22 protein-coding genes and 1 other RNA gene are annotated in these 18,942 nt (G+C 61.5%); 16 read left to right on the top strand and 7 right to left on the bottom strand.

Translation table 11 applies throughout. The features are described from left to right. Positions 1 to 68 precede the first annotated feature (68 nt). Together SJY10_RS13110 and SJY10_RS13115 are read left to right on the top strand one after the other, a co-directional pair. A complete protein-coding gene (locus SJY10_RS13110; RefSeq protein WP_386683321.1) occupies positions 69 to 839 on the top strand; it encodes a Bax inhibitor-1/YccA family protein in 771 nt (256 codons plus the stop codon). Positions 840 to 953: 114 nt separating this feature from the next. Beyond that, positions 954 to 1,841, top strand: coding sequence for a DMT family transporter (locus SJY10_RS13115; RefSeq protein ID WP_386683323.1), 888 nt, complete (start codon positions 954 to 956; stop codon positions 1,839 to 1,841). A 65-nt stretch (positions 1,842 to 1,906) separates the two neighbouring features. Here the strand turns inward: SJY10_RS13115 and rpmG are convergent, their stop codons facing one another. The 6 genes from rpmG to gatC form a co-directional block, all read right to left on the bottom strand. Further along, on the bottom strand, positions 1,907 to 2,074 hold the full coding sequence (gene rpmG, locus SJY10_RS13120) for a 50S ribosomal protein L33 (protein ID WP_090187941.1): 168 nt from the start codon (positions 2,072 to 2,074) through the stop codon (positions 1,907 to 1,909). A 151-nt stretch (positions 2,075 to 2,225) separates the two neighbouring features. Continuing rightward, positions 2,226 to 2,642, bottom strand: an RNA gene (gene rnpB / locus SJY10_RS13125) — RNase P RNA component class A. Positions 2,643 to 2,654: 12 nt separating this feature from the next. Continuing rightward, entirely contained in the window at positions 2,655 to 3,278 is a 624-nt protein-coding gene (locus SJY10_RS13130; protein ID WP_386683326.1) for an N-acetylmuramoyl-L-alanine amidase, read from the bottom strand. A gap of 59 nt (positions 3,279 to 3,337) precedes the next feature. Next, positions 3,338 to 4,045 carry a hypothetical protein gene (locus SJY10_RS13135; RefSeq protein WP_386683328.1) on the bottom strand — a complete coding sequence of 236 codons (708 nt, stop codon included), beginning with the start codon at positions 4,043 to 4,045 and terminating at the stop codon, positions 3,338 to 3,340. 36 nt (positions 4,046 to 4,081) lie between these two features. Then, a complete protein-coding gene (gene gatA / locus SJY10_RS13140) occupies positions 4,082 to 5,563 on the bottom strand; it encodes an Asp-tRNA(Asn)/Glu-tRNA(Gln) amidotransferase subunit GatA (protein ID WP_386683330.1) in 1,482 nt (493 codons plus the stop codon). Then, positions 5,563 to 5,850, bottom strand: a complete 288-nt coding sequence (gatC, locus tag SJY10_RS13145; RefSeq protein ID WP_386683332.1) for an Asp-tRNA(Asn)/Glu-tRNA(Gln) amidotransferase subunit GatC — start codon at positions 5,848 to 5,850, stop codon at positions 5,563 to 5,565. The genes gatA and gatC overlap by 1 nt, the downstream gene beginning before the upstream one ends. A 183-nt stretch (positions 5,851 to 6,033) precedes the next feature. On the opposite strand from gatC, the gene lysM reads away from it, so the two are divergent. After that, positions 6,034 to 6,474 carry a peptidoglycan-binding protein LysM gene (gene lysM / locus SJY10_RS13150; protein ID WP_386683334.1) on the top strand — a complete coding sequence of 147 codons (441 nt, stop codon included), beginning with the start codon at positions 6,034 to 6,036 and terminating at the stop codon, positions 6,472 to 6,474. A 125-nt stretch (positions 6,475 to 6,599) separates the two neighbouring features. Here the strand turns inward: lysM and SJY10_RS13155 are convergent, their stop codons facing one another. Next, positions 6,600 to 7,046, bottom strand: coding sequence for a nucleoside deaminase (locus SJY10_RS13155; protein WP_386683336.1), 447 nt, complete (start codon positions 7,044 to 7,046; stop codon positions 6,600 to 6,602). A gap of 65 nt (positions 7,047 to 7,111) precedes the next feature. On the opposite strand from SJY10_RS13155, the gene SJY10_RS13160 reads away from it, so the two are divergent. From SJY10_RS13160 to SJY10_RS13220, 13 genes are all read left to right on the top strand, one after another. Further along, positions 7,112 to 8,011 (top strand): pseudouridine synthase, encoded by a 900-nt coding sequence (locus SJY10_RS13160; RefSeq protein ID WP_386683338.1) that lies wholly within the window; start codon positions 7,112 to 7,114, stop codon positions 8,009 to 8,011. Between the two features lie 80 nt (positions 8,012 to 8,091). Then, the gene (locus SJY10_RS13165) at positions 8,092 to 8,295 is read left to right on the top strand and encodes a hypothetical protein (protein ID WP_386683340.1); all 204 of its coding nucleotides are present in this window, start codon (positions 8,092 to 8,094) and stop codon (positions 8,293 to 8,295) included. After that, entirely contained in the window at positions 8,295 to 9,170 is an 876-nt protein-coding gene (locus SJY10_RS13170) for a 5-bromo-4-chloroindolyl phosphate hydrolysis family protein (protein WP_386683342.1), read from the top strand. The genes SJY10_RS13165 and SJY10_RS13170 overlap by 1 nt, the downstream gene beginning before the upstream one ends. 3 nt (positions 9,171 to 9,173) lie before the next feature. Continuing rightward, positions 9,174 to 10,343, top strand: a complete 1,170-nt coding sequence (locus SJY10_RS13175) for a toxic anion resistance protein (RefSeq protein WP_386683344.1) — start codon at positions 9,174 to 9,176, stop codon at positions 10,341 to 10,343. A 3-nt stretch (positions 10,344 to 10,346) separates the two neighbouring features. Continuing rightward, positions 10,347 to 11,336, top strand: a complete 990-nt coding sequence (locus SJY10_RS13180; protein WP_386683346.1) for a DUF2927 domain-containing protein — start codon at positions 10,347 to 10,349, stop codon at positions 11,334 to 11,336. A 27-nt stretch (positions 11,337 to 11,363) separates the two neighbouring features. Then, positions 11,364 to 12,473 carry an SPFH domain-containing protein gene (locus tag SJY10_RS13185; RefSeq protein ID WP_386683348.1) on the top strand — a complete coding sequence of 370 codons (1,110 nt, stop codon included), beginning with the start codon at positions 11,364 to 11,366 and terminating at the stop codon, positions 12,471 to 12,473. 75 nt (positions 12,474 to 12,548) lie between these two features. Then, positions 12,549 to 13,661: a primosomal protein N' (replication factor Y) - superfamily II helicase gene (locus tag SJY10_RS13190; protein ID WP_386683350.1), complete on the top strand. Its 1,113-nt coding sequence runs from the start codon at positions 12,549 to 12,551 to the stop codon at positions 13,659 to 13,661. A 13-nt stretch (positions 13,662 to 13,674) separates the two neighbouring features. Continuing rightward, a complete protein-coding gene (locus SJY10_RS13195) occupies positions 13,675 to 14,580 on the top strand; it encodes a carbohydrate kinase (protein ID WP_386683352.1) in 906 nt (301 codons plus the stop codon). 1 nt (position 14,581) lies between these two features. After that, entirely contained in the window at positions 14,582 to 15,019 is a 438-nt protein-coding gene (gene dtd, locus SJY10_RS13200) for a D-aminoacyl-tRNA deacylase (RefSeq protein ID WP_386683354.1), read from the top strand. Between the two features lie 64 nt (positions 15,020 to 15,083). Continuing rightward, positions 15,084 to 16,247, top strand: coding sequence for an L-lactate dehydrogenase (locus tag SJY10_RS13205; RefSeq protein ID WP_386683356.1), 1,164 nt, complete (start codon positions 15,084 to 15,086; stop codon positions 16,245 to 16,247). Positions 16,248 to 16,477: 230 nt separating this feature from the next. After that, on the top strand, positions 16,478 to 17,122 hold the full coding sequence (locus SJY10_RS13210; protein WP_386683358.1) for a 50S ribosomal protein L25/general stress protein Ctc: 645 nt from the start codon (positions 16,478 to 16,480) through the stop codon (positions 17,120 to 17,122). 82 nt (positions 17,123 to 17,204) lie between these two features. Beyond that, positions 17,205 to 17,897, top strand: coding sequence for an aminoacyl-tRNA hydrolase (pth, locus tag SJY10_RS13215; protein WP_386683360.1), 693 nt, complete (start codon positions 17,205 to 17,207; stop codon positions 17,895 to 17,897). Further along, positions 17,894 to 18,931 carry a DUF2332 domain-containing protein gene (locus SJY10_RS13220; RefSeq protein ID WP_386683363.1) on the top strand — a complete coding sequence of 346 codons (1,038 nt, stop codon included), beginning with the start codon at positions 17,894 to 17,896 and terminating at the stop codon, positions 18,929 to 18,931. The genes pth and SJY10_RS13220 overlap by 4 nt, the downstream gene beginning before the upstream one ends. Positions 18,932 to 18,942 lie beyond the last annotated feature (11 nt).

An 18,942-nucleotide genomic window follows, 5' to 3' on the forward strand; every position in this document is an offset into this window, starting at 1 on the left:
GGCCTGCTATGCCAATATGATACCCGAGCGCAGTACAAGTTGCGCAAGGCATTCAACAGGAGGTCTTGATGGCTGAATATCAAACGATCAGGACCGCGGGCACCGTCCGCGGCGCCGTAATCGACGAAGGGCTTCGCGCCCATATGAACAAGGTCTACGGCATCATGTCCGTAGGCATGCTGATCACGGCGGCTGCCGCCTGGGCCATTTCCGGCCTTGCGCTGTCGTCCGTGCCGACCGGCGCGCAGATTGGTGCCAACACCTATCTGACCGATCTGGGCGTGCTGCTGTACACCAGCCCACTGAAGTGGGTGATCATGTTCGCACCGCTGGCCATGGTTTTCGCCATGGGCGCGATGATTAACAAGCTGTCGGTTGCTGGCGCGCAGACGTTCTTTTACGCCTTCGCGGCGTTGATGGGTCTGTCGCTGTCATGGATCTTTGCGGTCTATACCGGCTTCTCGATCATTCAGGTCTTCCTGTTCACCGCTGTCGGCTTCGCCGGTCTGTCGCTGTATGGTTATACGACCAAGAAAGACATCAGCGGCTGGGGCAGCTTCCTGATCATGGGCGTTATCGGCCTGATCGTGGCGTCGATCGTGAACATCTTCCTTGGCTCCGGCGTCGTGCAACTGGCAATCTCTGCCATAGGCGTGCTGATCTTTGCAGGTCTGACCGCTTACGACACCCAGAAGATCAAGACTGACTACATCGCGCACGCCCAGCAGGGCGATGCAGAATGGTTGGGCAAGTCCGCCATCATGGGCGCGCTGAACCTCTATCTCGACTTCATCAACATGTTCATGTTCATGTTGCAGCTGTTCGGCAACCGCGAGTAATCGCCCAGGCCTGATACGATCAGGGGCCGGTCCGCAGGGACCGGCCCTTTTTCGTTGCGGGCGGCGCGTGTTCAGCGTTCAGTGCCGCGAACGCCGAACTGCAGGACGCCCACCATGATCGACACAGCCATCGCCCGAAAAGCCGACCTGATCGGCAGCGCCTTTATGGTGTTGGCCATGGCCCTGTTCGCGATCGAGGATGCCTTTATCAAGACCGCTGCCCTGACCATGCCCATCGGACAGGTGCTGATCCTGTTTGGACTGGGCGGGGCTTGCGTCTTTGCCGCGCTGCTGCGCTTGAACGGCATGGCACTGTTCGTGCCGGACGTTCTGTCCCGCCCCATGCGAATCCGCGCGGTGTTCGAAGTGACAGGCCGTCTGTTCTATGTCCTTGCCATCGCGATGATTCCCCTGTCGGCCGCCACGGTCATCTTGCAAGCGACGCCGCTGGTAGTTGTGGCGGGGGCTGCGATTGTTTTTGGCGAAACCGTCGGCTGGCGGCGCTGGACGGCAATCGTTGTCGGGCTGATCGGGGTAATCATCATTATCCAGCCGGGCACCGACAGCTTTTCAGTGCTATCGCTTCTGGCGATCATCGGCATGTTTGGATTTGCGGGCCGCGATCTGGCCAGCCGCGCGGCACCCGCCAGCATCGGCACGTTGCGGCTTGGGTTTTACGGCTTTTGCGCGGTCATTGTCGCAGGTGCCCTTTATACGCTGTGGCAGGGGGCAGGTCTGGTCCGCCCTGCCCCGCTTGCCACCTTGTCGCTGCTTGGCGCGGTAGCTGCCGGTGTGGCCGCCTATGCCAGCCTGATGAAGGCGATGCGCACCGGCGACGTATCTGCTGTGACGCCCTTCCGCTATACCCGCTTGCTGTTTGGCATCGGGATGGGGACGCTACTGTTCGGCGAACGCCTGACAGCGGCCACCTGGGCCGGGTCGGCGCTGATCGTGCTGTCAGGTCTGTTCATCATGTGGCGCGGCAAACAGGTCGCTGCATAAATCCGCCCCCCCAAACGCAAAAGGCCCCGCATATGCGAGGCCCAGCGTAGCAAAGGTAGCAGATCTTACTTGATCTTGCCTTCCTTGTACTCGACGTGCTTGCGCACGACGGGGTCGTACTTTTTGCAGACCATTTTTTCGGTCATGGTGCGGGCGTTCTTCTTGGTGACATAGAAGTGCCCGGTGCCCGCGCTGGAGTTCAGGCGGATCTTGATGGTGGTTGGCTTCGCCATGTGTCTTCTCCTGTTCGCGGCGCGGAATGCGTGCTGCGCATCAAATCTCTTGAGGATTGCCTTCTAACCGGCGCTGGCCCCGAGTCAACCACAAAAGGGGCTTTTGGTGACGGGGAAGCTGCGCAAGCGGCAATTGGCGCAAGGGCCGTGTATGTGCGGATGGCCTGTAAGCCGGATTTTGTCCCCCGCCTTGCGGCAGTTGGACGATCATTCATCTAAAATCGCCGTTACCGACGATCCTCTAGCTGCCAACCCGGGCCTTTTGGGTCAGGCGTCCCTGCCGGGATATCCATTGCTGGATCACACCGGCGCAAGGCCCCTATTTGGCATTGCTCCCGGTGGGGCTTGCCGTGCCGCTTCTGTTGCCAGTCGCGCGGTGGGCTCTTACCCCACCGTTTCACCGTGACCTTGGCGTCTGCAATGCCGCACGCATGGTGCGACCAAGGCTGTCTCTTCTCTGTGGCGCTTTCCCTAGGGTTGCCCCCGCCGGGTGTTACCCGGCACCGTTGCCGTCATGGAGTCCGGACTTTCCTCGGACATTGCTGCCCGCGACCGTCCAGCCATCCGCACGCTAGATCGCCTAAGCGGTGACGATGCCATCGTCAACGGGAAAGCGATGGGCCAGATCAGCGATCAGCGCCATGTCAGCAGCACACAGCGGCCCCGTTGCGCGGGGGCGAAAGCGCAGGCGAAACGCAGATAACAGCACATCGTCCGGCACATCGGCGGTATATCCAAAGCGCTGCATCAATGGGCGAAAACCTGCGGCATCAGGCGCATCCCCATGCGGCGCAGGCCAGATCGATAGGCCCAGCCGGGCAAGCCGCTGCCAGTCGAACCGCGCGCCGGGGTCAATCTTGCGCCCGGGTGCCATGTCGGAATGACCGATGATCCGCGCGGGCCGGATTGACCAGCGATCCATAATTCCGGCCAGCAGATCGCACAGCGCATCCATCTGCGCGGCAGCAAAGGGGCAGTTGCCGGGGTTTGCCAGCTCGATCCCGATGGACCGGCTGTTTACATCCGTCACCGCGCCCCAACGCCCTGCCCCGGCATGCCAGGCGCGCATATCTTCCGGCACAAGGCGGTGCACTGTGCCGCCTTCTTCGATCAGGTAATGTGCCGACACTTCGGTGTCAGGATTGCACAGGGTATCGCAGGCCGCAGCGGCGCTGGTCATCGCCGTATAGTGGATTACCACCATATCAGGCAGATGCCCGTCCCGCCGCGGCCCATAGTTTGGCGATATGCGATCTGTCTGGATCAGTTGCCAGCCTCGGCCAACAGGAACGGTGCCGGATCCCAGCCACAGGCAAAGCCGTCGCCGTCAGGGTCAAGTCCGCGCGGGTCCTTGTCAGGGCCGCCCCGTGCCAAGAAATCGCGCTGCGCAGCGTCGGGCGAATTATAGGTCGCGCAGTTACGCTGGAACTTGCCCTTGCTCGCAAAGATCGAGCGGGAATACCATTCCTGCCCTTTGCGATTCGGCGCACTTAGCGCATATTCGACAATGTTCGGTCCCGTATCGCTGGGGCGCTCTGGCAAGGCGCTTGGCATGACGACCTGACGCTGCGCGATTTGCTGCGCGCGGCGCTGGGCGTCGCTTTCGATGGTTTCGCGGCTGGACACAGCTGTAAAGGACTGCTCGTCCGACAGGCCGGGGTTACTGGCCAGCGCCGGCTGCGGGTTTGTCGGCGACGCCTCCAGCGGCACCTGTTGGGCCTGCGCTTGCGCCAGACCGACCGGCGCACCGCTGCCGATACCCAGCGCGGCAAGCTCTGTCGGGTTCACCGCTGTGGCCGGGCTGGCAAGCCCGCCGGACAACGGCGTGGCTGCCACCTGCGCTGGCGCATCAAACGTTGACGTCTGGCTTTGCGCCTGCGCCTGTGCCGCGACCCGCCCGCTGTCGGGAACCTGCGGAGAGCAGGCAGCAAGGGTCGCAGCGACACCAAAAAGTGCAAAAGAACGGATCACGGCAAAGGCCTTTTCAAGTCAAGGATCGCACTGATGTTACCACCAATGGTTCGGTTTCGCGACAAAACCTGCCGCACGTTCCAGTGAATACGCAACATTCAGCAGATCGCCCTCTTCCCATGGGCGGCCGATCAGTTGCAGACCAAGCGGCAGGCCGCTGGCATCCGTGCCGGTCGGCACAGCGATACCGGGCAAACCTGCAAGGTTGACGGTCACGGTAAAGACGTCGTTCAGATACATCTTGATCGGGTCCGCATCTGCCATTTCGCCTAGGCCAAATGCAGCCGACGGCGTTGCTGGCGTCAGAATTGCATCGACGCCTGCGGCAAAGACGTTGTCGAAGTCCTGCTTGATCAACGCGCGCACCTTGCGGGCGCGGTTATAATAGGCGTCGTAAAAGCCCGCAGACAGCACATAGGTGCCAACCATGACGCGGCGCTGCACCTCTGCGCCGAAGCCTTCGGCGCGGGTCTTTTCATACATTTCGGTAATACCGTCGCCCTTTTCCAACTTGGCGCGGTGACCAAAGCGGACACCGTCATAGCGGGCCAGGTTCGACGATGCCTCTGCCGGGGCGATGACATAATAGGCAGGCAGCGCGTATTTGGTGTGCGGCAGGGTAATGTCGCGAATTTCAGCGCCAGCGTCGCGCAGCATGGCGGTGCCGTCTTCCCACAGCTTCGCAATCTCGGCGGGCATGCCGTCCATACGGTATTCCTTGGGGATACCGATGACTTTGCCGCGAATGTCGCCGGTCAGGGCGGCTTCGAAATCAGGGACAGGGACGTTCGCGCTGGTGCTATCCTTGGGATCGAAGCCGGACATGGCACGCAGCATAATTGCCGAATCGCGCACAGTCTTGGTCATCGGGCCCGCTTGGTCCAGCGAGGATGCAAAGGCGACAACGCCCCAGCGGCTGACGCGGCCATAGGTCGGCTTGATCCCAGTAATGCCGGTAAAGGCAGCAGGCTGGCGGATCGATCCGCCGGTATCGGTGCCGGTCGCACCAAGGCAAAGATCAGCCGCGACAGCAGATGCAGACCCACCCGACGATCCGCCCGGTGTCAGTTTGCGATCGTCTACCTTCCAAGGATTTACCGCGTCGCCGTAAACCGAGGTTTCGTTCGACGAGCCCATGGCGAATTCGTCCATATTCAGCTTGCCCAACATGACCGCGCCAGCATCGAACAGCTGGCTGGTGACGGTGGATTCATATTCAGGCTTGAACCCCGCCAGAATGCCACTGGCGGCCTGACTTGGCACGCCTTTGGTGCAGAACAGGTCTTTGATACCTAGCGGGATACCGCACAAATCAGGCGTATCACCTGCCTTTAGGCGGGCATCTGCGGCTTCGGCTTGGCTTTTTGCAACTTCGGGCGTTTTGTGCACGAAAGCATTCAGCGCATCGGCGGCGTCGATGGCGGTCAGGCAGGCCTGTGTCAGCTCTGCACTGGTAATGTCGCCCTTGCGCAGGGCGTCGCGGGCATCGGCGATGGTCAGTTTAGTCAGATCGGTCATTATTCCACCACCTTCGGCACGGCAAAGAACCCTTCACGGGCATCGGGGGCATTGGCCAGCACGGCGGTCTGCTGATCACCGTCGGTGACGACGTCTTCACGGCGAAACAGGCGCTGCGGCGTGACGCTGGTCATCGGCTCGACACCGTCGACATCGACTTCGTTCAGTTGTTCGATAAAGCCAAGAATGGCGCTGAACTCTTGGGCCAGCGCTGGCAAGGCGTCATCCTCGACCTTGATCCGGGCGAGTTTCGCTACGCGGCGTGCGGTATCTGTATCAATGGCCATGCGGACTCCGAAACATCGTTGCAGGGTATGTTGGCCCCGCATTTACCCCGCCCCCGCGTCCGCTACAACCGCTTGCCGCAACGCCGTGTCACATGACAACTTGTCGCACGGGGCGCACCGTCCTAGGTTCAGCACCAGAACGTACCCCGGCACGGGGCCGCGCAATGACTTGAGGATACGATTATGGGACTTTGGAACTTTGTAAAGAATGCCGGCAAGAAACTGACCGGCAACGACGATGAGGCTCCTTCAGCTGAGGCGCTGAGCAAGGAAGTTTCCGATCTGGGTCTTGATGCCAAGGATGTGGACATTAAGGTTGACGGCGACAAGGTGACCGTGTCGTCCAAGGGCAAGGCCCTGACGCAGGAAGCAAAAGAAAAGCTGATCCTGGCTGTTGGCAATGTTGACGGCGTGGCCGCTGTCGAAGATGCCGTCGAAGCCGAGGACGCAGCAGAGCCCGTGTTTTATACCGTTAAAAAGGGCGACACCCTGTCCGCGATTGCGCAGAACACCATGGGCAAAGCCAGCGCCTACACCGCCATTTTCGAGGCCAACAAGCCGATGCTGACGCACCCCGACAAGATCTATCCGGGTCAGGTGCTGCGGATACCGCAAAACGCCTGATCCGATCAAGGTCGCAAACGGGCGATCATCAGGGGGCGGGCCATGCAGGCCTGCCCTTTTTGTTTTCCATCAGCTGTTATTGCCTGCCCATTGCAGCAATCACGCCAATCAACGGCGCAATACCGTCAGCGCCGGTCGGCAAAGAACGCTTTCAGCAGCGCCTCTGACGCGGTGGCGTGAATGTTGTCATAGACTTGCGGGGCATGGTGGCATTGCGGATGCGCAAAAATACGCGGCCCCTGAGCCACGCCGCCCGATTTGGGATCGGACGCGCCGTAATACAGCCGCGCAATACGGGCGTTGGAAATGGCGGCTGCGCACATCGGGCAAGGTTCCAGCGTGACGTAAAGGTCATAGCCTGTCAGCCTTTCCTGTCCCAAAGCCGCGCAGGCAGTGCGAATAGCCAGCATTTCCGCGTGCGCGGTCGGATCGAACAACTCTCTTGTGCGGTTGCCAGCCTGCGCCAGCACCCCGTCCGGTCCGGCGATCACGGCCCCGACCGGCACTTCACCGCGGTCGGCGGCGGCCCGCGCCTCTTCCAGGGCAATCTGCATGTAACTGCGAAATGTCATGACATCGTCATGCCCGCCCCTGCCCCGCTCTGGCAAGACCCCGCGAAAGGCGCTATGCGTCAAGGATGAGCAATACCCCCCCTGAAGGCGATCGAATCGCCAAAGTTTTGTCCCGCGCCGGCATCGCCTCGCGCCGGGATGCGGAACGCATGATTACCGAAGGTCGCGTGTCGGTGAATGGCAAGACCATCACCAGCCCCGCGCTGAACGTCACCGACCGGGACCGCATCGTCGTCGACGGCAAGCCCGTGGGTCAGCCAGAGGCGGCCCGCCTGTGGCTGTATCACAAGCCTGCCGGGCTGGTGACATCCGCCAGGGACGAAAAGGACCGTGCGACGGTCTTTGACAATTTGCCGGGTGATATGCCCCGCGTGATGTCCGTCGGACGGCTTGATATCAATTCCGAAGGGTTGCTGCTGTTGACCAATGATGGCGGGATCAAGCGGCGGCTGGAACTGCCCAGCACCGGTTGGCTGCGCCGTTACCGCGTGCGGATCAACGGATCGGTGTCAGAGGCGCGTCTGGACGAGTTGCGCAAGGGGATCACCGTCGACGGCGTCGATTACCAGCCAATGCTTGTCACCTTTGACCGTCAGCAGGGCGCAAACGCCTGGCTGACGATCAGTATCCGCGAAGGCAAGAACCGAGAGATCCGCCGCGCGATGGAAGCCGTCAACGCCACCGTCAACCGGCTGATCCGGGTCAGTTATGGCCCGTTCCAGCTGGGCAAGCTGGCAGAAGGTGCCGTGGAAGAAGTCAAAGGCCGCGTCCTGCGCGAACAGCTGGGCCTGGAAGCGCCCGAGCCGCAAAAAGCGCGTGTGCGCAAACCGCTGACCCGCGTGATGAAACCCGGCGCTGGCCCCGCAAAGGATGCACCCGCCAAAGGCGCAGCAGGCAGGCCCGGCGCGCCCCGCACGGGCGGTCCACGCCCTGCCGCGCCAAAGCGTGGATTGCGTAAAGACTGATATTTTGGGCGAAAACACCTCGCAAATCGGGGTGCGTCTGATTACCTATCGGCTGTAACTGACTGCGCGAGTGTTCCGCCATGGCCCGATTGATCCTGTTCCTGACGCTGGTTTGCGGCCTTGCGATTGTCGCGATGGCGGCCATCGCGGCCCTGCGCACGGCCTCTACACAAGAGGGTGCCGGAACGGCGCAGGGTTTGCCCGGTCCGGTGCGGATGATCGCCTTTGTCTTTCTGTTTGCCCTGACCACCGGGGTCAGCACCGGACTGTTGGGGGCAGACTAATGGCGAAACCTTACGGCGGTAAATTCAGCCCCGGCGCAAAGCCGGCGGGCCAGGTGCAGCAGCGGCCGACGGTTGATCCGGTCGGCGCACGGGCGAACCTGATGCTGGTGCCGCCGGTGATCTTGTTGTTCACATCCCTTGGCAGCGATCCGGCCGGGCTGGCAACGGGGATTGCGGGGGCCGCGTCCCTTGGCCTTGGCGCATGGCTTTTGCGTGGCGGCCTGCGGGCGACAGCGGCGTGGCAGGCCCGCAGCGTCGCCCGGCGCCCTGCCCTGCCGCGCAAGATTTTGGCGGCCCTTCTGACCGGACTTGGCGTCGCGCTTGCCACGGCGACGGGCAGCGATGGCCTTTTGGGCAGCGCTGTTTACGGCATCGTCGCGACCGCCGCGCATCTGGCTGCCTTTGGCATTGATCCGCTGCAGAATAAACGCCTGGCGGGCGTCGACAGTTTTCAGCAGGACCGCGTCGCCCGCGTTGTCGAAGAGGCAGAGGCGCATCTGTCGGCCATGATGGCACAGATCACGGCGCTGAATGATCGTCCGTTGCAGACCCGCGTCGCTGCCTTTCAATCCACCGCGCGCACCATGATTCGCACGGTCGAGGAAGACCCCCGCGATCTGACATCTGCCCGTAAGTTTCTGGGCGTCTATCTGCAGGGTGCCACGGATGCGACCAGCAAATACGCCGATCTGACCCGCCGCAAACCAACGACAGAGGCAAGAGAAGCCTATGTCGCGCTGCTGGATGATCTGGACCGAAACTTTAATGCCCGCACCGCGCGTTTGTTAGATGACGACCGCAGTGATATGGATATCGAAATCAAGGTGCTGCGCGACCGTCTGGCGCGCGAAGGCATCGCAGACAGACAGGACTGATAGATGGCTGACACGACCCGCGACCGCGCACAGGCAACCCTTGCCGATGTAGAAAAGATGACAGCCGTCGTATTACCCGAACCGCCCGCCGAAATGGTCACGCTGGATACCGCTGACAAACCCACGTCAGAGGCAATCACCCGCCGCATGAACGAAATCGATCTGACGGACACAAACTCTATCGTGACCTTTGGCACGGCCGCGCAAGCCGGATTGCAGCAGATTTCCCAGGATATGCTGTCGGGCGTGCGCAACAAGGATGTGGGCCCGGCGGGTGAAAGCCTGCGCAGCATTGTCAGCACGATCCGCGGTTTTTCCGTGGCCGAACTGGACCCGAACCGCAAGCAAGGCTGGTTTGACAAGCTGCTGGGCCGGGCGACGCCGCTGTCGAAATTCGTCGCCAAGTATGAAGACGTGCAAACCCAGATCGACAAGATCACCGACGATCTGCTGGGCCATGAAACCATGCTGATGAAGGATATCGAGTCCCTCGACCGGCTGTATACCAAGACGCTGGCGTTCTATGATGAACTCGGCCTTTATATCGTGGCCGGCGAGGCGCGTCTGGCCCGCATCGACGCCGAAGAAGTCCCCGCCAAAGAGGCGGCTGTCGCCGCTGCGCCTGAAGCAGACAGCGTCATGGAAGCGCAGCAATTGCGCGACCTGCGCTCTGCCCGGGATGATCTGGAACGCCGGGTGTATGATCTGAAGCTGACCCGCCAAGTGACGATGCAGTCGCTGCCGTCGATCCGGCTGGTGCAGGAAAACGACAAGAGCCTTGTGACCAAGATTAATTCGACTTTGCTGAACACCGTGCCCCTTTGGGAAACGCAGCTGGCGCAGGCGGTGACAATCCAACGCTCTGCCCAGGCGGCGGGCGCGGTGCGCGAGGCGAATGATCTGACGAATGACCTGCTCAAGGCCAACGCCAAGAATTTGCGCGATGCAAATACCGCGATCCGCACGGAAATTGAACGCGGCGTGTTTGATATCGAGGCCGTGAAGGCCGCGAACGCCGATCTGATCGCAACGATCGACGAAAGCCTGTCCATCGCCGACGAAGGCAAGCGCAAGCGCGCCGCGGCAGAGGCCGAACTGCAAAAAATGGAACAGGATCTTAAAACCACGCTGGCATCAGCCAAATCGCGCAATACGCCAGCGAAAGGCGCTTAAGGCATGGTAAAACGGGCGGCAGTGCGGATTGGCGTAACGGCAGCAGGGCTTGCCGCGCTGTCCGCCTGCGCACCGCCTGCGGATACGGCTGTTACGCCAGTGATCCCCCAGCAGGTCGCCCGCCCTATCGTGCGCGCACCGCAGCCCGCACCCCAGCCTGAAACAGCCGCGCCCGCCCCCAGCGCCGAAAGCGCCGCGCTTAAGGTCTATTACCAGCGGTTGCAGAACGATTTGATTGCCCAGGGTTTGCTGCGCAGCGACGGGGGCGGCACAGACACTCCCTTTACCGATACCATGCTGGCCCGCAATTTTGTGCGCATCGCGCTGTTTGACGAATATGTCGCTGACGGCGATTTCCTGCGCGCGCAGGCGACGGAATCGCGCCTGCGACGCTGGGATCAGCCGATCCGCATGTCGGTCGAATTCGGCCCCTCTGTCACTGCAGACCGGCGCAGCAAGGACCGCGCCAGCGTTGCGGCCTATGCCGCGCGGCTGTCGCGGGTTTCGGGTGTGCCGATCAGCATGACCGACGACAACGCCAACTATCACGTGCTGTTTCTGTCCGAAGATGACCGCGCCGGATATGAAACGCGCCTGCGCGAACTGGTGCCCGGTATTGGCGGCAGCAGCTTGCGCGCGATCATGAACCTGCCCCGCGATCAACTATGCATTGTTGTCGCTTTCTCCGAAGGCGGCTCTGCCAGCTATGCCAAGGCCGTTGCGGTGATCCGGGCCGAACACCCGACCCTGCTGACAACGTCCTGCATCCACGAGGAACTGTCTCAGGGCCTTGGCCTTGCCAACGACAGCCCGCAGGCGCGGCCTTCTATCTTTAACGACGACGAAGAATTCGGCCTGCTGACCCGTCACGACGAACTGCTGCTAAAGATGCTGTATGACAAACGGTTCAAGACAGGCATGTCCGTCGAAGAGGCTGCCCCGATTGCGCGGGTTATCGCAAAAGAATTGCTGGGCACGGACAGGGCCAGCTGACCAGACCGACCAACACAGGAGCCTGACATGGGTATTCTCGACTTCCTATCCGGCCAGTTCATCGACGTTATCGCATGGACCGACGACACCCGCGACACGATGGTCTGGCGCTTTGAACGCCACGGCCACGAGATCAAGTATGGTGCAAAGCTGACGGTGCGCGAAGGTCAAGCCGCTGTTTTTGTCCACGAAGGCCAGCTGGCTGACGTGTTCACCCCCGGCATGTATATGCTGGAAACCAACAACATGCCGATCATGACGTCCCTGCAGCATTGGGATCACGGCTTTCAAAGCCCGTTCAAATCGGAAATCTATTTCATCAATACGACCCGCTTTACCGATCTGAAGTGGGGCACCAAGAATCCGATCATGCTGCGCGATCCCGAATTCGGCCCGATCCGCCTGCGCGCCTATGGCACCTATGCGATCAAGGTCAGCGATCCGGCTGTCTTTATGCGCGAAATTGTCGGCACGGACGGCGAATTCACGGCCGACGAGATCAGCTATCAAATCCGCAATGTCATCGTGCAGGAATTCAGCCGTGCGCTGGCCGCGTCCGGTATCCCTGCGCTTGATATGGCCGCAAATACCAAAGACATGGGCGATCTGGTCGCCAAGGCGATTGACGCCACCATGACCGCCTACGGCATCACCATCCCAGAGCTTTATATCGAAAACATCAGCCTGCCAGAGGCTGTCGAAAACGCGCTGGACGCCCGCACCAGCCGCGGTATTGCCGGCAATCTGGACGAGCATATGAAATGGAAGGCGGCAGAGGCGATGACCCAGCCCGGAAGCGCGGCAGGTCAGGCGATGGGCATGGGCATGGGCGCGGGTCTGGGCATGCAAATGGGAAACATGGTGCAGTCCGGCCCTTGGGGCCAAGTCCCGCAGCAAACTGCCGCCGCCGCCCCGCCGCCTCCTCCACCTCCGGTAGAGCATGTTTGGCATATCGCCGTCGCCGGTCAGACGACCGGGCCATTTTCCAAGGCCGCGATGGGCCGCAAGGTGACCGAAGGCACGCTGGGCCGGGACTCGTTGGTCTGGACCCAAGGCCAGGACGGCTGGAAGCCTGCCTTGGACACGGAACTGGCACAGCTTTTCACCGTCATGCCGCCGCCGCCGCCCGCAGGTTGACGGCCCCCGGATCAAGGCAAGCCGGCCCGCCGCAGGGCCGGACGCATCCTTCCTAGACAATCTGCCGAGTGCCTGATGACCGCCGACACCCCCCTACCCGCGCCCGAAAACGATCACCGGTTTCCGTGCCACACCTGTGGGTCGGACCTGCGTTATGATCCGGCCAGCGCGCAACTGGTCTGCGATTACTGCGGCAATACCGAAACCATCGGCGGCGGTGCCAGCCCGTTTGGTAGCATTGTCGAACTCGATTTCCGCCAGGCCCTAGACAATGCCCTGCCCGGTGCCGAAATGGAAGAAACCCGCGTCCAGTCTTGCCCCAACTGCGGTGCGCAGTTCGAACTGGCGGGCGACACACACGCCGCCGAATGCCCGTTCTGCGCAACGCCCGTCGTTACCGATACCGGCACCCATCGCCATATCAAACCGCGCGGCCTGCTTCCCTTCGCGCTGGATCAGGCGCGCGCGCGTGATGCGATGACCGACTGGCTGGGCAGCCTGTGGTTCGCCCCCGGCGGTTTGACTGAATACGCCCGCAAGGGCCGCGCAATGGACGGCATCTATGTGCCCTACTGGACCTTTGATGCGCAGACCGCCAGCAACTACACCGGGCAGCGCGGCACCCATTATTACACCAGCCGCACCGTCACGCGGGACGGCAAACGCCACACCATCCGCGAAAGACACACCCGCTGGCGCAGCGCCGCTGGCCGTGTGCAGCGGTTCTTTGACGATGTGCTGGTGCTGGCCTCTACCAGTTTGCCCAAGCAATACACCGACGCGTTGGAACCCTGGGACCTGTCAGAGCTGGAACCCTATCAGCCGCAATACCTCGCCGGTTTCCGGGCCGAAGGCTATCAGGTTGCGCTGCAGGACGGCTTTGTTCAGGCCCGCGGTTACATGGACCGAATGATCCTGCGCGATGTCAAATTCGACATCGGCGGGGACGAACAAAGGGTGACAAATGTGCAGACCCAGGTGTCTGCCGTGACGTTCAAACATATCCTGCTGCCGGTCTGGATGGCGGCCTACAAATACAACGGCCAGACCTACCGCTTTGTGGTCAATGGCCGCACCGGACGCGTTCAGGGCGAACGGCCCTATTCAAAATGGAAGATCGCTTTTGCCGTTTTGCTCGGGCTGGTGTTTGCGCTAACGGTCGGTTATTTCTACGCGATGAACCAATAGGGGGAACCGTCCGATGATCATCTGCTGCGGCGAAGCGCTTATCGACATGCTGCCACGCGAAACGCCCGCGGGCGAAGCTGCCTTTGCCCCCTATGCCGGCGGTGCTGTGTTCAATACCGCAATCGCGCTGGGCCGTCTTGGCACTGGCGTGCAGTTTTTCTCTGGCCTGTCCTCTGACCTCTTCGGAGAGCAGCTGCGGTCGGTACTGGCCGACAGCAAGGTCGATAGCAGCCCTGCCCATATTTCGGACCGGCCAACAACGCTGGCCTTCGTGCGACTGCTGAACGGCCACGCCACCTATGCGTTTTACGATGAAAATACCGCAGGCCGGATGCTGACCGCTGCCGACCTGCCCGATATCACCGCCGATGCGCTGTTCTTTGGCGGCATTTCACTGGTCGTCGAACCTTGCGGCGAGGCGTACAAAGCCTTGATGCTGCGCGAGGCACCGACAAAGCTGACGATGATCGACCCCAATATCCGCCCCGGCTTCATCAAGGACGAAGCCGCCTATCGCGCCCGTCTGAACGCCATGCTGGCCGTTGCCGATATCGTCAAGATCTCGGACGAGGATCTGACCTGGCTGACGGGCAGCGATGACGGCGCAGCGCTGCTGGGCGATAGCGCAACGCAGGTCGTGCTAATGACCAAAGGGGCCGAGGGCGCGACGATCATCACCCGTCGCGGCCAGTTCGACGTGCCCGCCGTCAAGGCAACTGTCGTCGATACGGTCGGTGCAGGTGATACATTCAACGCAGGCTTTCTGGCCGGGCTTGACCAGGCGGGGCTGTTGTCCAAGGCTGGCGTCGCAAGTGCGACCGACGACCAACTGCAAGCGGCCGCCGCCCTTGGCGCAAAGACTGCGGCAATCACCGTCTCTCGCGCCGGGGCGAACCCGCCTTGGGCACACGAGCTTTAATATGCGCGCCCTGATCCAGCGGGTCAGTCAGGCCAATGTCGCCATTGACGGTGAAATTGTCGGCGCCATCGGTCCGGGCTTGCTGATCTTTATATGCGCCATGGTGGGCGATACCCCCGACGCACCAACCAAAATGGCTGCGAAAATTGCAAAGCTGCGCATCTTTAAGGATGACGCGGACAAGATGAACCTATCCTTGATGGACACGCACCGCACCGCACTGATCGTGTCGCAGTTCACACTGGCGGGCGACACCAGCCGCGGCAACCGCCCCGGCTTTTCCAGCGCCGCCCGCCCCGACGATGGCCGCGCTGCGTACGAAGCGTTCATCGCAGAGGTCGAAAAACTGGGGATCACCACACAAACCGGGCAGTTTGGGGCAGATATGGCCGTAAATCTGACCAATGACGGCCCAATTACCCTGTGGATCGATGTTTAGCAGGCATTGCCAGGCCACCCCGAAATTGGCAAGGTAAGCTGACCAATTTGCGAAGGTAGCGCCCATGCCCGTCATCACCACCATCGACGACCTGAAACAGATGCACCGCCGCCGGGCGCCAAAGATGTTCTTTGACTACTGCGAAAGCGGCAGCTGGACAGAACAGACCTTTCGCGAAAACACGTCAGACTTCGACAAGCTGCGCCTGCGGCAGCGCATCGCCGTTGATATGTCAAACCGCACCCTTGCCAGCACCATGATCGGGCGTGACGTGACCATGCCCGTCGCCCTCGCCCCTGTTGGGATGACCGGGATGCAATGCGCCGATGGCGAAATCAAAGCCGCCCGCGCTGCCCTGAAATTCGGCGTGCCCTATACACTCTCCACAATGTCGATCTGCTCGATCGAAGATGTCGCCAAGGCCACCAAGGCCCCCTTCTGGTTCCAGCTTTACGTCATGCGCGATGAAGAATTCGTTGATAACATCATCAACCGCGCTAAACACGCCGGTTGTGATGCGCTGGTTCTGACACTGGATCTGCAACTGCTTGGCCAGCGGCACAAGGACCTGAAAAACGGCCTGTCTGCCCCGCCGAAACTGACGCCTAAAACGATCCTGAACCTTGCGACCAAATGGTCCTGGGGGCTTGGGATGTTGCAAACGAAAAACCGCAGCTTTGGCAATATCGTCGGCCACGCAAAATCTGCGACCGATATGTCGTCCCTGTCGTCTTGGACTGCCGAACAATTCGAACCCAAGCTTGATTGGGGCATGATCGCGCGTCTCAAGGAAAAATGGGGCGGTAAGCTCATTCTTAAGGGTATCCTTGACGTCGAGGACGCGAAAAAAGCCGTCGCGGTCGGCTGCGATGCCATTGTCGTCTCCAACCACGGCGGCCGCCAACTCGACGGTGCGCTATCTGCAATCCGCATGCTGCCCGCCATCGCCGCAGCCGTCGGCACCCAAACCGAAGTGCTCATGGATAGCGGTATCCGCTCCGGTCAGGACATCCTTAAGGCCCGCGCGCTGGGGGCGCAGGGTGTCATGATCGGCCGCGCCTACATTTACGGCCTTGGCGCGATGGGCGAAGCCGGCGTGACAAAATCGCTCGAAATTCTGGCCCGCGAAATGGATCTGACCATGGCCCTTTGCGGCAAGCGCGACATCGCCGATGTCGACCGCGACGTTCTGCTGGTTCCAAAGGACTTCGAAGGCAACTGGGCCTAACTGAAGCCAGACAGAGCGCAGCGCGCCCCGCGTTCCCTTTCATCTGGCAAGATAAACTCCCGCCGGAGGCTCCCGCACGCCTGCGCTTTAAAATAAACCTGTGTAATTCATACATCCCGTGCAAAATCCGCCCCTGCCCCCTTTCAAAATACCCCAAGGACCGCTATAGGCGCGGCTTCATCGGACCGCACACCCTTGGAGGGCGGTCCCACTACATCTGGAGAATACCAATGGCTGACAAGATCCCTGATCTGCACGCCGAGGTCCGCGCGGGGACAGGCAAGGGGGCCGCCCGCACAGCCCGTCGTAACGGAATGGTTCCTGGCGTTGTTTATGGTGGCGGTGTTGACCCCGTTGCCGTGCAACTGGACTTCAACAAGCTGCTGACGCGCCTGCGTAAGGGCCGCTTCATGTCCACGCTGTTCAACCTGAAGGTTGAAGGCCACGACGACGTCCGCGTGATCTGCCGCGGCGTCCAGCGCCACGTTGTCAAGGACCTGCCGACGCACATCGACTTTATGCGCCTCAAGCGGACAAGCCGCGTCAACATCTTCATCCCCGTTGAGTTCATCAACGAGGAAGAGTGCAAGGCACTGAAATCCGGCGGCGGCACCCTGACAGTCGTGCGCAACGAAGTCGAAATGAACGTTCTGGCCGGTGACATCCCCGACCACCTGACGATCGATCTGGCTGGCCGCGCGATGGGTGACACCATCCACTTCAGCGATGTGCAGCTTCCCGAAGGCGCAAAGCCGGTCATTTCCGACCGTGACTTCGTCATCGCCAACATCGCAGCGCCAAAGACCATTGCCGCCGATGATGAAGATGACGTCGCAGCCGATGAAGTGCCCGCGACCGAAGTCGAGGGCGAATAAGACGACCGAACGGGGGCCCTGCGGGGCCCCTTTTCACATCTGGCCCCTTTTCCATGCGCTGCGCGCGGGTTAACGATGGGTCATGAAAATACTTGTAGGTCTTGGTAATCCCGGTGCCCAATATGCGGGCCACCGTCATAACATCGGGTTTATGGCGCTGGACAGGGTCGCGTCCGATCACGGCTTTGGCCCGTGGCGCGCGAAATTCAACGGCGATGTCTCCGAAGGCCGGCTTGGCGCGGACAAGGTGCTGCTGCTAAAGCCTGCGACATTCATGAACGAATCGGGCCGCGCCGTGCAGGCCGCCTGCGCCTTTCATAAGGTCGCGCCCGCCGATGTGATCGTCTTTCACGACGAACTAGACCTTGCGCCCGGCAAGGTGCGATTGAAAACCGGCGGCGGTCACGCGGGGCATAACGGTCTGCGGTCAATTCATGCGCACCTGGGGCCGGATTACGACCGTGTGCGCCTTGGCATCGGCCATCCAGGGCACAAGGACCGGGTTGCAGGCTATGTGCTGCATGATTTTGCCAAGGCGGATCAGGACTGGCTGGACGACGTTCTGCGCGGCATATCGGACGGCATCGGGCAGCTGATCGACGGACATGGCGACAGGTTCCTCAATGCCATTGCCCTGCGGGCTGCGCCTCCCCGATCATCGACGACGAAGCCCGCCAAGCCCCCCGCCCCTTCCCCGGCCAAACCCGCCGCTGCGGCTGCCCCGGAACCGGATACACGCAGCGCGCTGGAACGGCTGAAGGATCGGTTCAGATGACCACCGCCGGTGTCAGCGCTGCTTTTCTTGATCAGGCGACGCATTGCGCGAACATGCAGTCAGCTTTCATGGCGCGGCTTTGCACATTGCTGGCGGGACGAACCTGGCCCGAAGGCCGGATCAAAGACCGCGTCATGCTTTGGACAGGCGACATCGGTCCAAAAGGGCAAAGCGTCCCCCTGCGCCTGTGCGGGGCCTTGCATGCCCTGCGGCTGAATGGCGACGACCAGCTCGCTTTGGCCTATCCGCCCCACGACGTCAGCGATAATACCCTGTGGCAAGCGGTCAGCGCGGCGCTGGTCCAGCACGCGGATTTCATTGACAGCTTTATCGATAGCGCACCTCAAACCAATGAAGTGCGCCGCGCTGCAGGGATTATCGCGGCGATGCACTGGCTGCACATACGCTGCCCGCTCCCCTTTCGTCTGACCGAACTGGGGGCCAGCGGCGGATTAAATCTGATGTGCGACCACTTTGCGTTGTCGTTGCCGCAGACCCACCTTGGCCCCGCGGATGCCGTCCTGACCCTGTCGCCAACATGGACCGGCCCTGTCCCGCCGCGCGCGGCACCCGTCGTCATTGACCGCTATGGCGTTGACCTCAATCCACTGAACCCGCGGGACCCGGACAATGCCCTGCGCCTGCAAGCCTATCTGTGGGCGGACCAACCGCAGCGGCTGGATATGACCCGCGCCGCGATGAAGATCGCGGAAGCGCCGGTCGCGCGTGCCGACGCCATCGACGGGCTGATACCTCGCCTGCCCCATATCAGCGGCCAATTGCACCTGATTTACCACACAATTGCCTGGCAGTATTTTCCGACTGATCGCCAAACCCTTGGCCGCAGCCTGATCGAGGCGGCAGGCGCAAACGCGACCGACGACAGCCCATTGGCTTGGCTGGGGCTAGAGGCGGACGGCACCGACGCGCCTGGCGCGGCGCTGACCTTGCGCCTGTGGCCAAGGGATGTGACCGTGCAACTGGCACGCATGGATTTTCATGGCCGCTGGGTCGACTGGATTGCACCAGACTGACACCGCCCGCC

Source organism: Loktanella sp. R86503 (assembly GCF_042466455.1).
GTDB lineage: Bacteria > Pseudomonadota > Alphaproteobacteria > Rhodobacterales > Rhodobacteraceae > Loktanella.

Excerpts from the sequence above, each read along its gene's own strand:
- SJY10_RS13110 (WP_386683321.1), top strand. The coding sequence starts at position 69 with ATGGCTGAATATCAAACGATCAGGACCGCGGGCACCGTCCGCGGCGCC.
- SJY10_RS13115 (WP_386683323.1), top strand. The coding sequence starts at position 954 with ATGATCGACACAGCCATCGCCCGAAAAGCCGACCTGATCGGCAGCGCC.
- rpmG (WP_090187941.1), bottom strand. The coding sequence starts at position 2,074 with ATGGCGAAGCCAACCACCATCAAGATCCGCCTGAACTCCAGCGCGGGC.
- SJY10_RS13130 (WP_386683326.1), bottom strand. The coding sequence starts at position 3,278 with ATGGTGGTAATCCACTATACGGCGATGACCAGCGCCGCTGCGGCCTGC.
- gatA (WP_386683330.1), bottom strand. The coding sequence starts at position 5,563 with ATGACCGATCTGACTAAACTGACCATCGCCGATGCCCGCGACGCCCTG.
- gatC (WP_386683332.1), bottom strand. The coding sequence starts at position 5,850 with ATGGCCATTGATACAGATACCGCACGCCGCGTAGCGAAACTCGCCCGG.
- lysM (WP_386683334.1), top strand. The coding sequence starts at position 6,034 with ATGGGACTTTGGAACTTTGTAAAGAATGCCGGCAAGAAACTGACCGGC.
- SJY10_RS13155 (WP_386683336.1), bottom strand. The coding sequence starts at position 7,046 with ATGACATTTCGCAGTTACATGCAGATTGCCCTGGAAGAGGCGCGGGCC.
- SJY10_RS13160 (WP_386683338.1), top strand. The coding sequence starts at position 7,112 with ATGAGCAATACCCCCCCTGAAGGCGATCGAATCGCCAAAGTTTTGTCC.
- SJY10_RS13165 (WP_386683340.1), top strand. The coding sequence starts at position 8,092 with ATGGCCCGATTGATCCTGTTCCTGACGCTGGTTTGCGGCCTTGCGATT.
- SJY10_RS13170 (WP_386683342.1), top strand. The coding sequence starts at position 8,295 with ATGGCGAAACCTTACGGCGGTAAATTCAGCCCCGGCGCAAAGCCGGCG.
- SJY10_RS13175 (WP_386683344.1), top strand. The coding sequence starts at position 9,174 with ATGGCTGACACGACCCGCGACCGCGCACAGGCAACCCTTGCCGATGTA.
- SJY10_RS13180 (WP_386683346.1), top strand. The coding sequence starts at position 10,347 with ATGGTAAAACGGGCGGCAGTGCGGATTGGCGTAACGGCAGCAGGGCTT.
- SJY10_RS13185 (WP_386683348.1), top strand. The coding sequence starts at position 11,364 with ATGGGTATTCTCGACTTCCTATCCGGCCAGTTCATCGACGTTATCGCA.
- SJY10_RS13190 (WP_386683350.1), top strand. The coding sequence starts at position 12,549 with ATGACCGCCGACACCCCCCTACCCGCGCCCGAAAACGATCACCGGTTT.
- SJY10_RS13195 (WP_386683352.1), top strand. The coding sequence starts at position 13,675 with ATGATCATCTGCTGCGGCGAAGCGCTTATCGACATGCTGCCACGCGAA.
- dtd (WP_386683354.1), top strand. The coding sequence starts at position 14,582 with ATGCGCGCCCTGATCCAGCGGGTCAGTCAGGCCAATGTCGCCATTGAC.
- SJY10_RS13205 (WP_386683356.1), top strand. The coding sequence starts at position 15,084 with ATGCCCGTCATCACCACCATCGACGACCTGAAACAGATGCACCGCCGC.
- SJY10_RS13210 (WP_386683358.1), top strand. The coding sequence starts at position 16,478 with ATGGCTGACAAGATCCCTGATCTGCACGCCGAGGTCCGCGCGGGGACA.
- pth (WP_386683360.1), top strand. The coding sequence starts at position 17,205 with ATGAAAATACTTGTAGGTCTTGGTAATCCCGGTGCCCAATATGCGGGC.
- SJY10_RS13220 (WP_386683363.1), top strand. The coding sequence starts at position 17,894 with ATGACCACCGCCGGTGTCAGCGCTGCTTTTCTTGATCAGGCGACGCAT.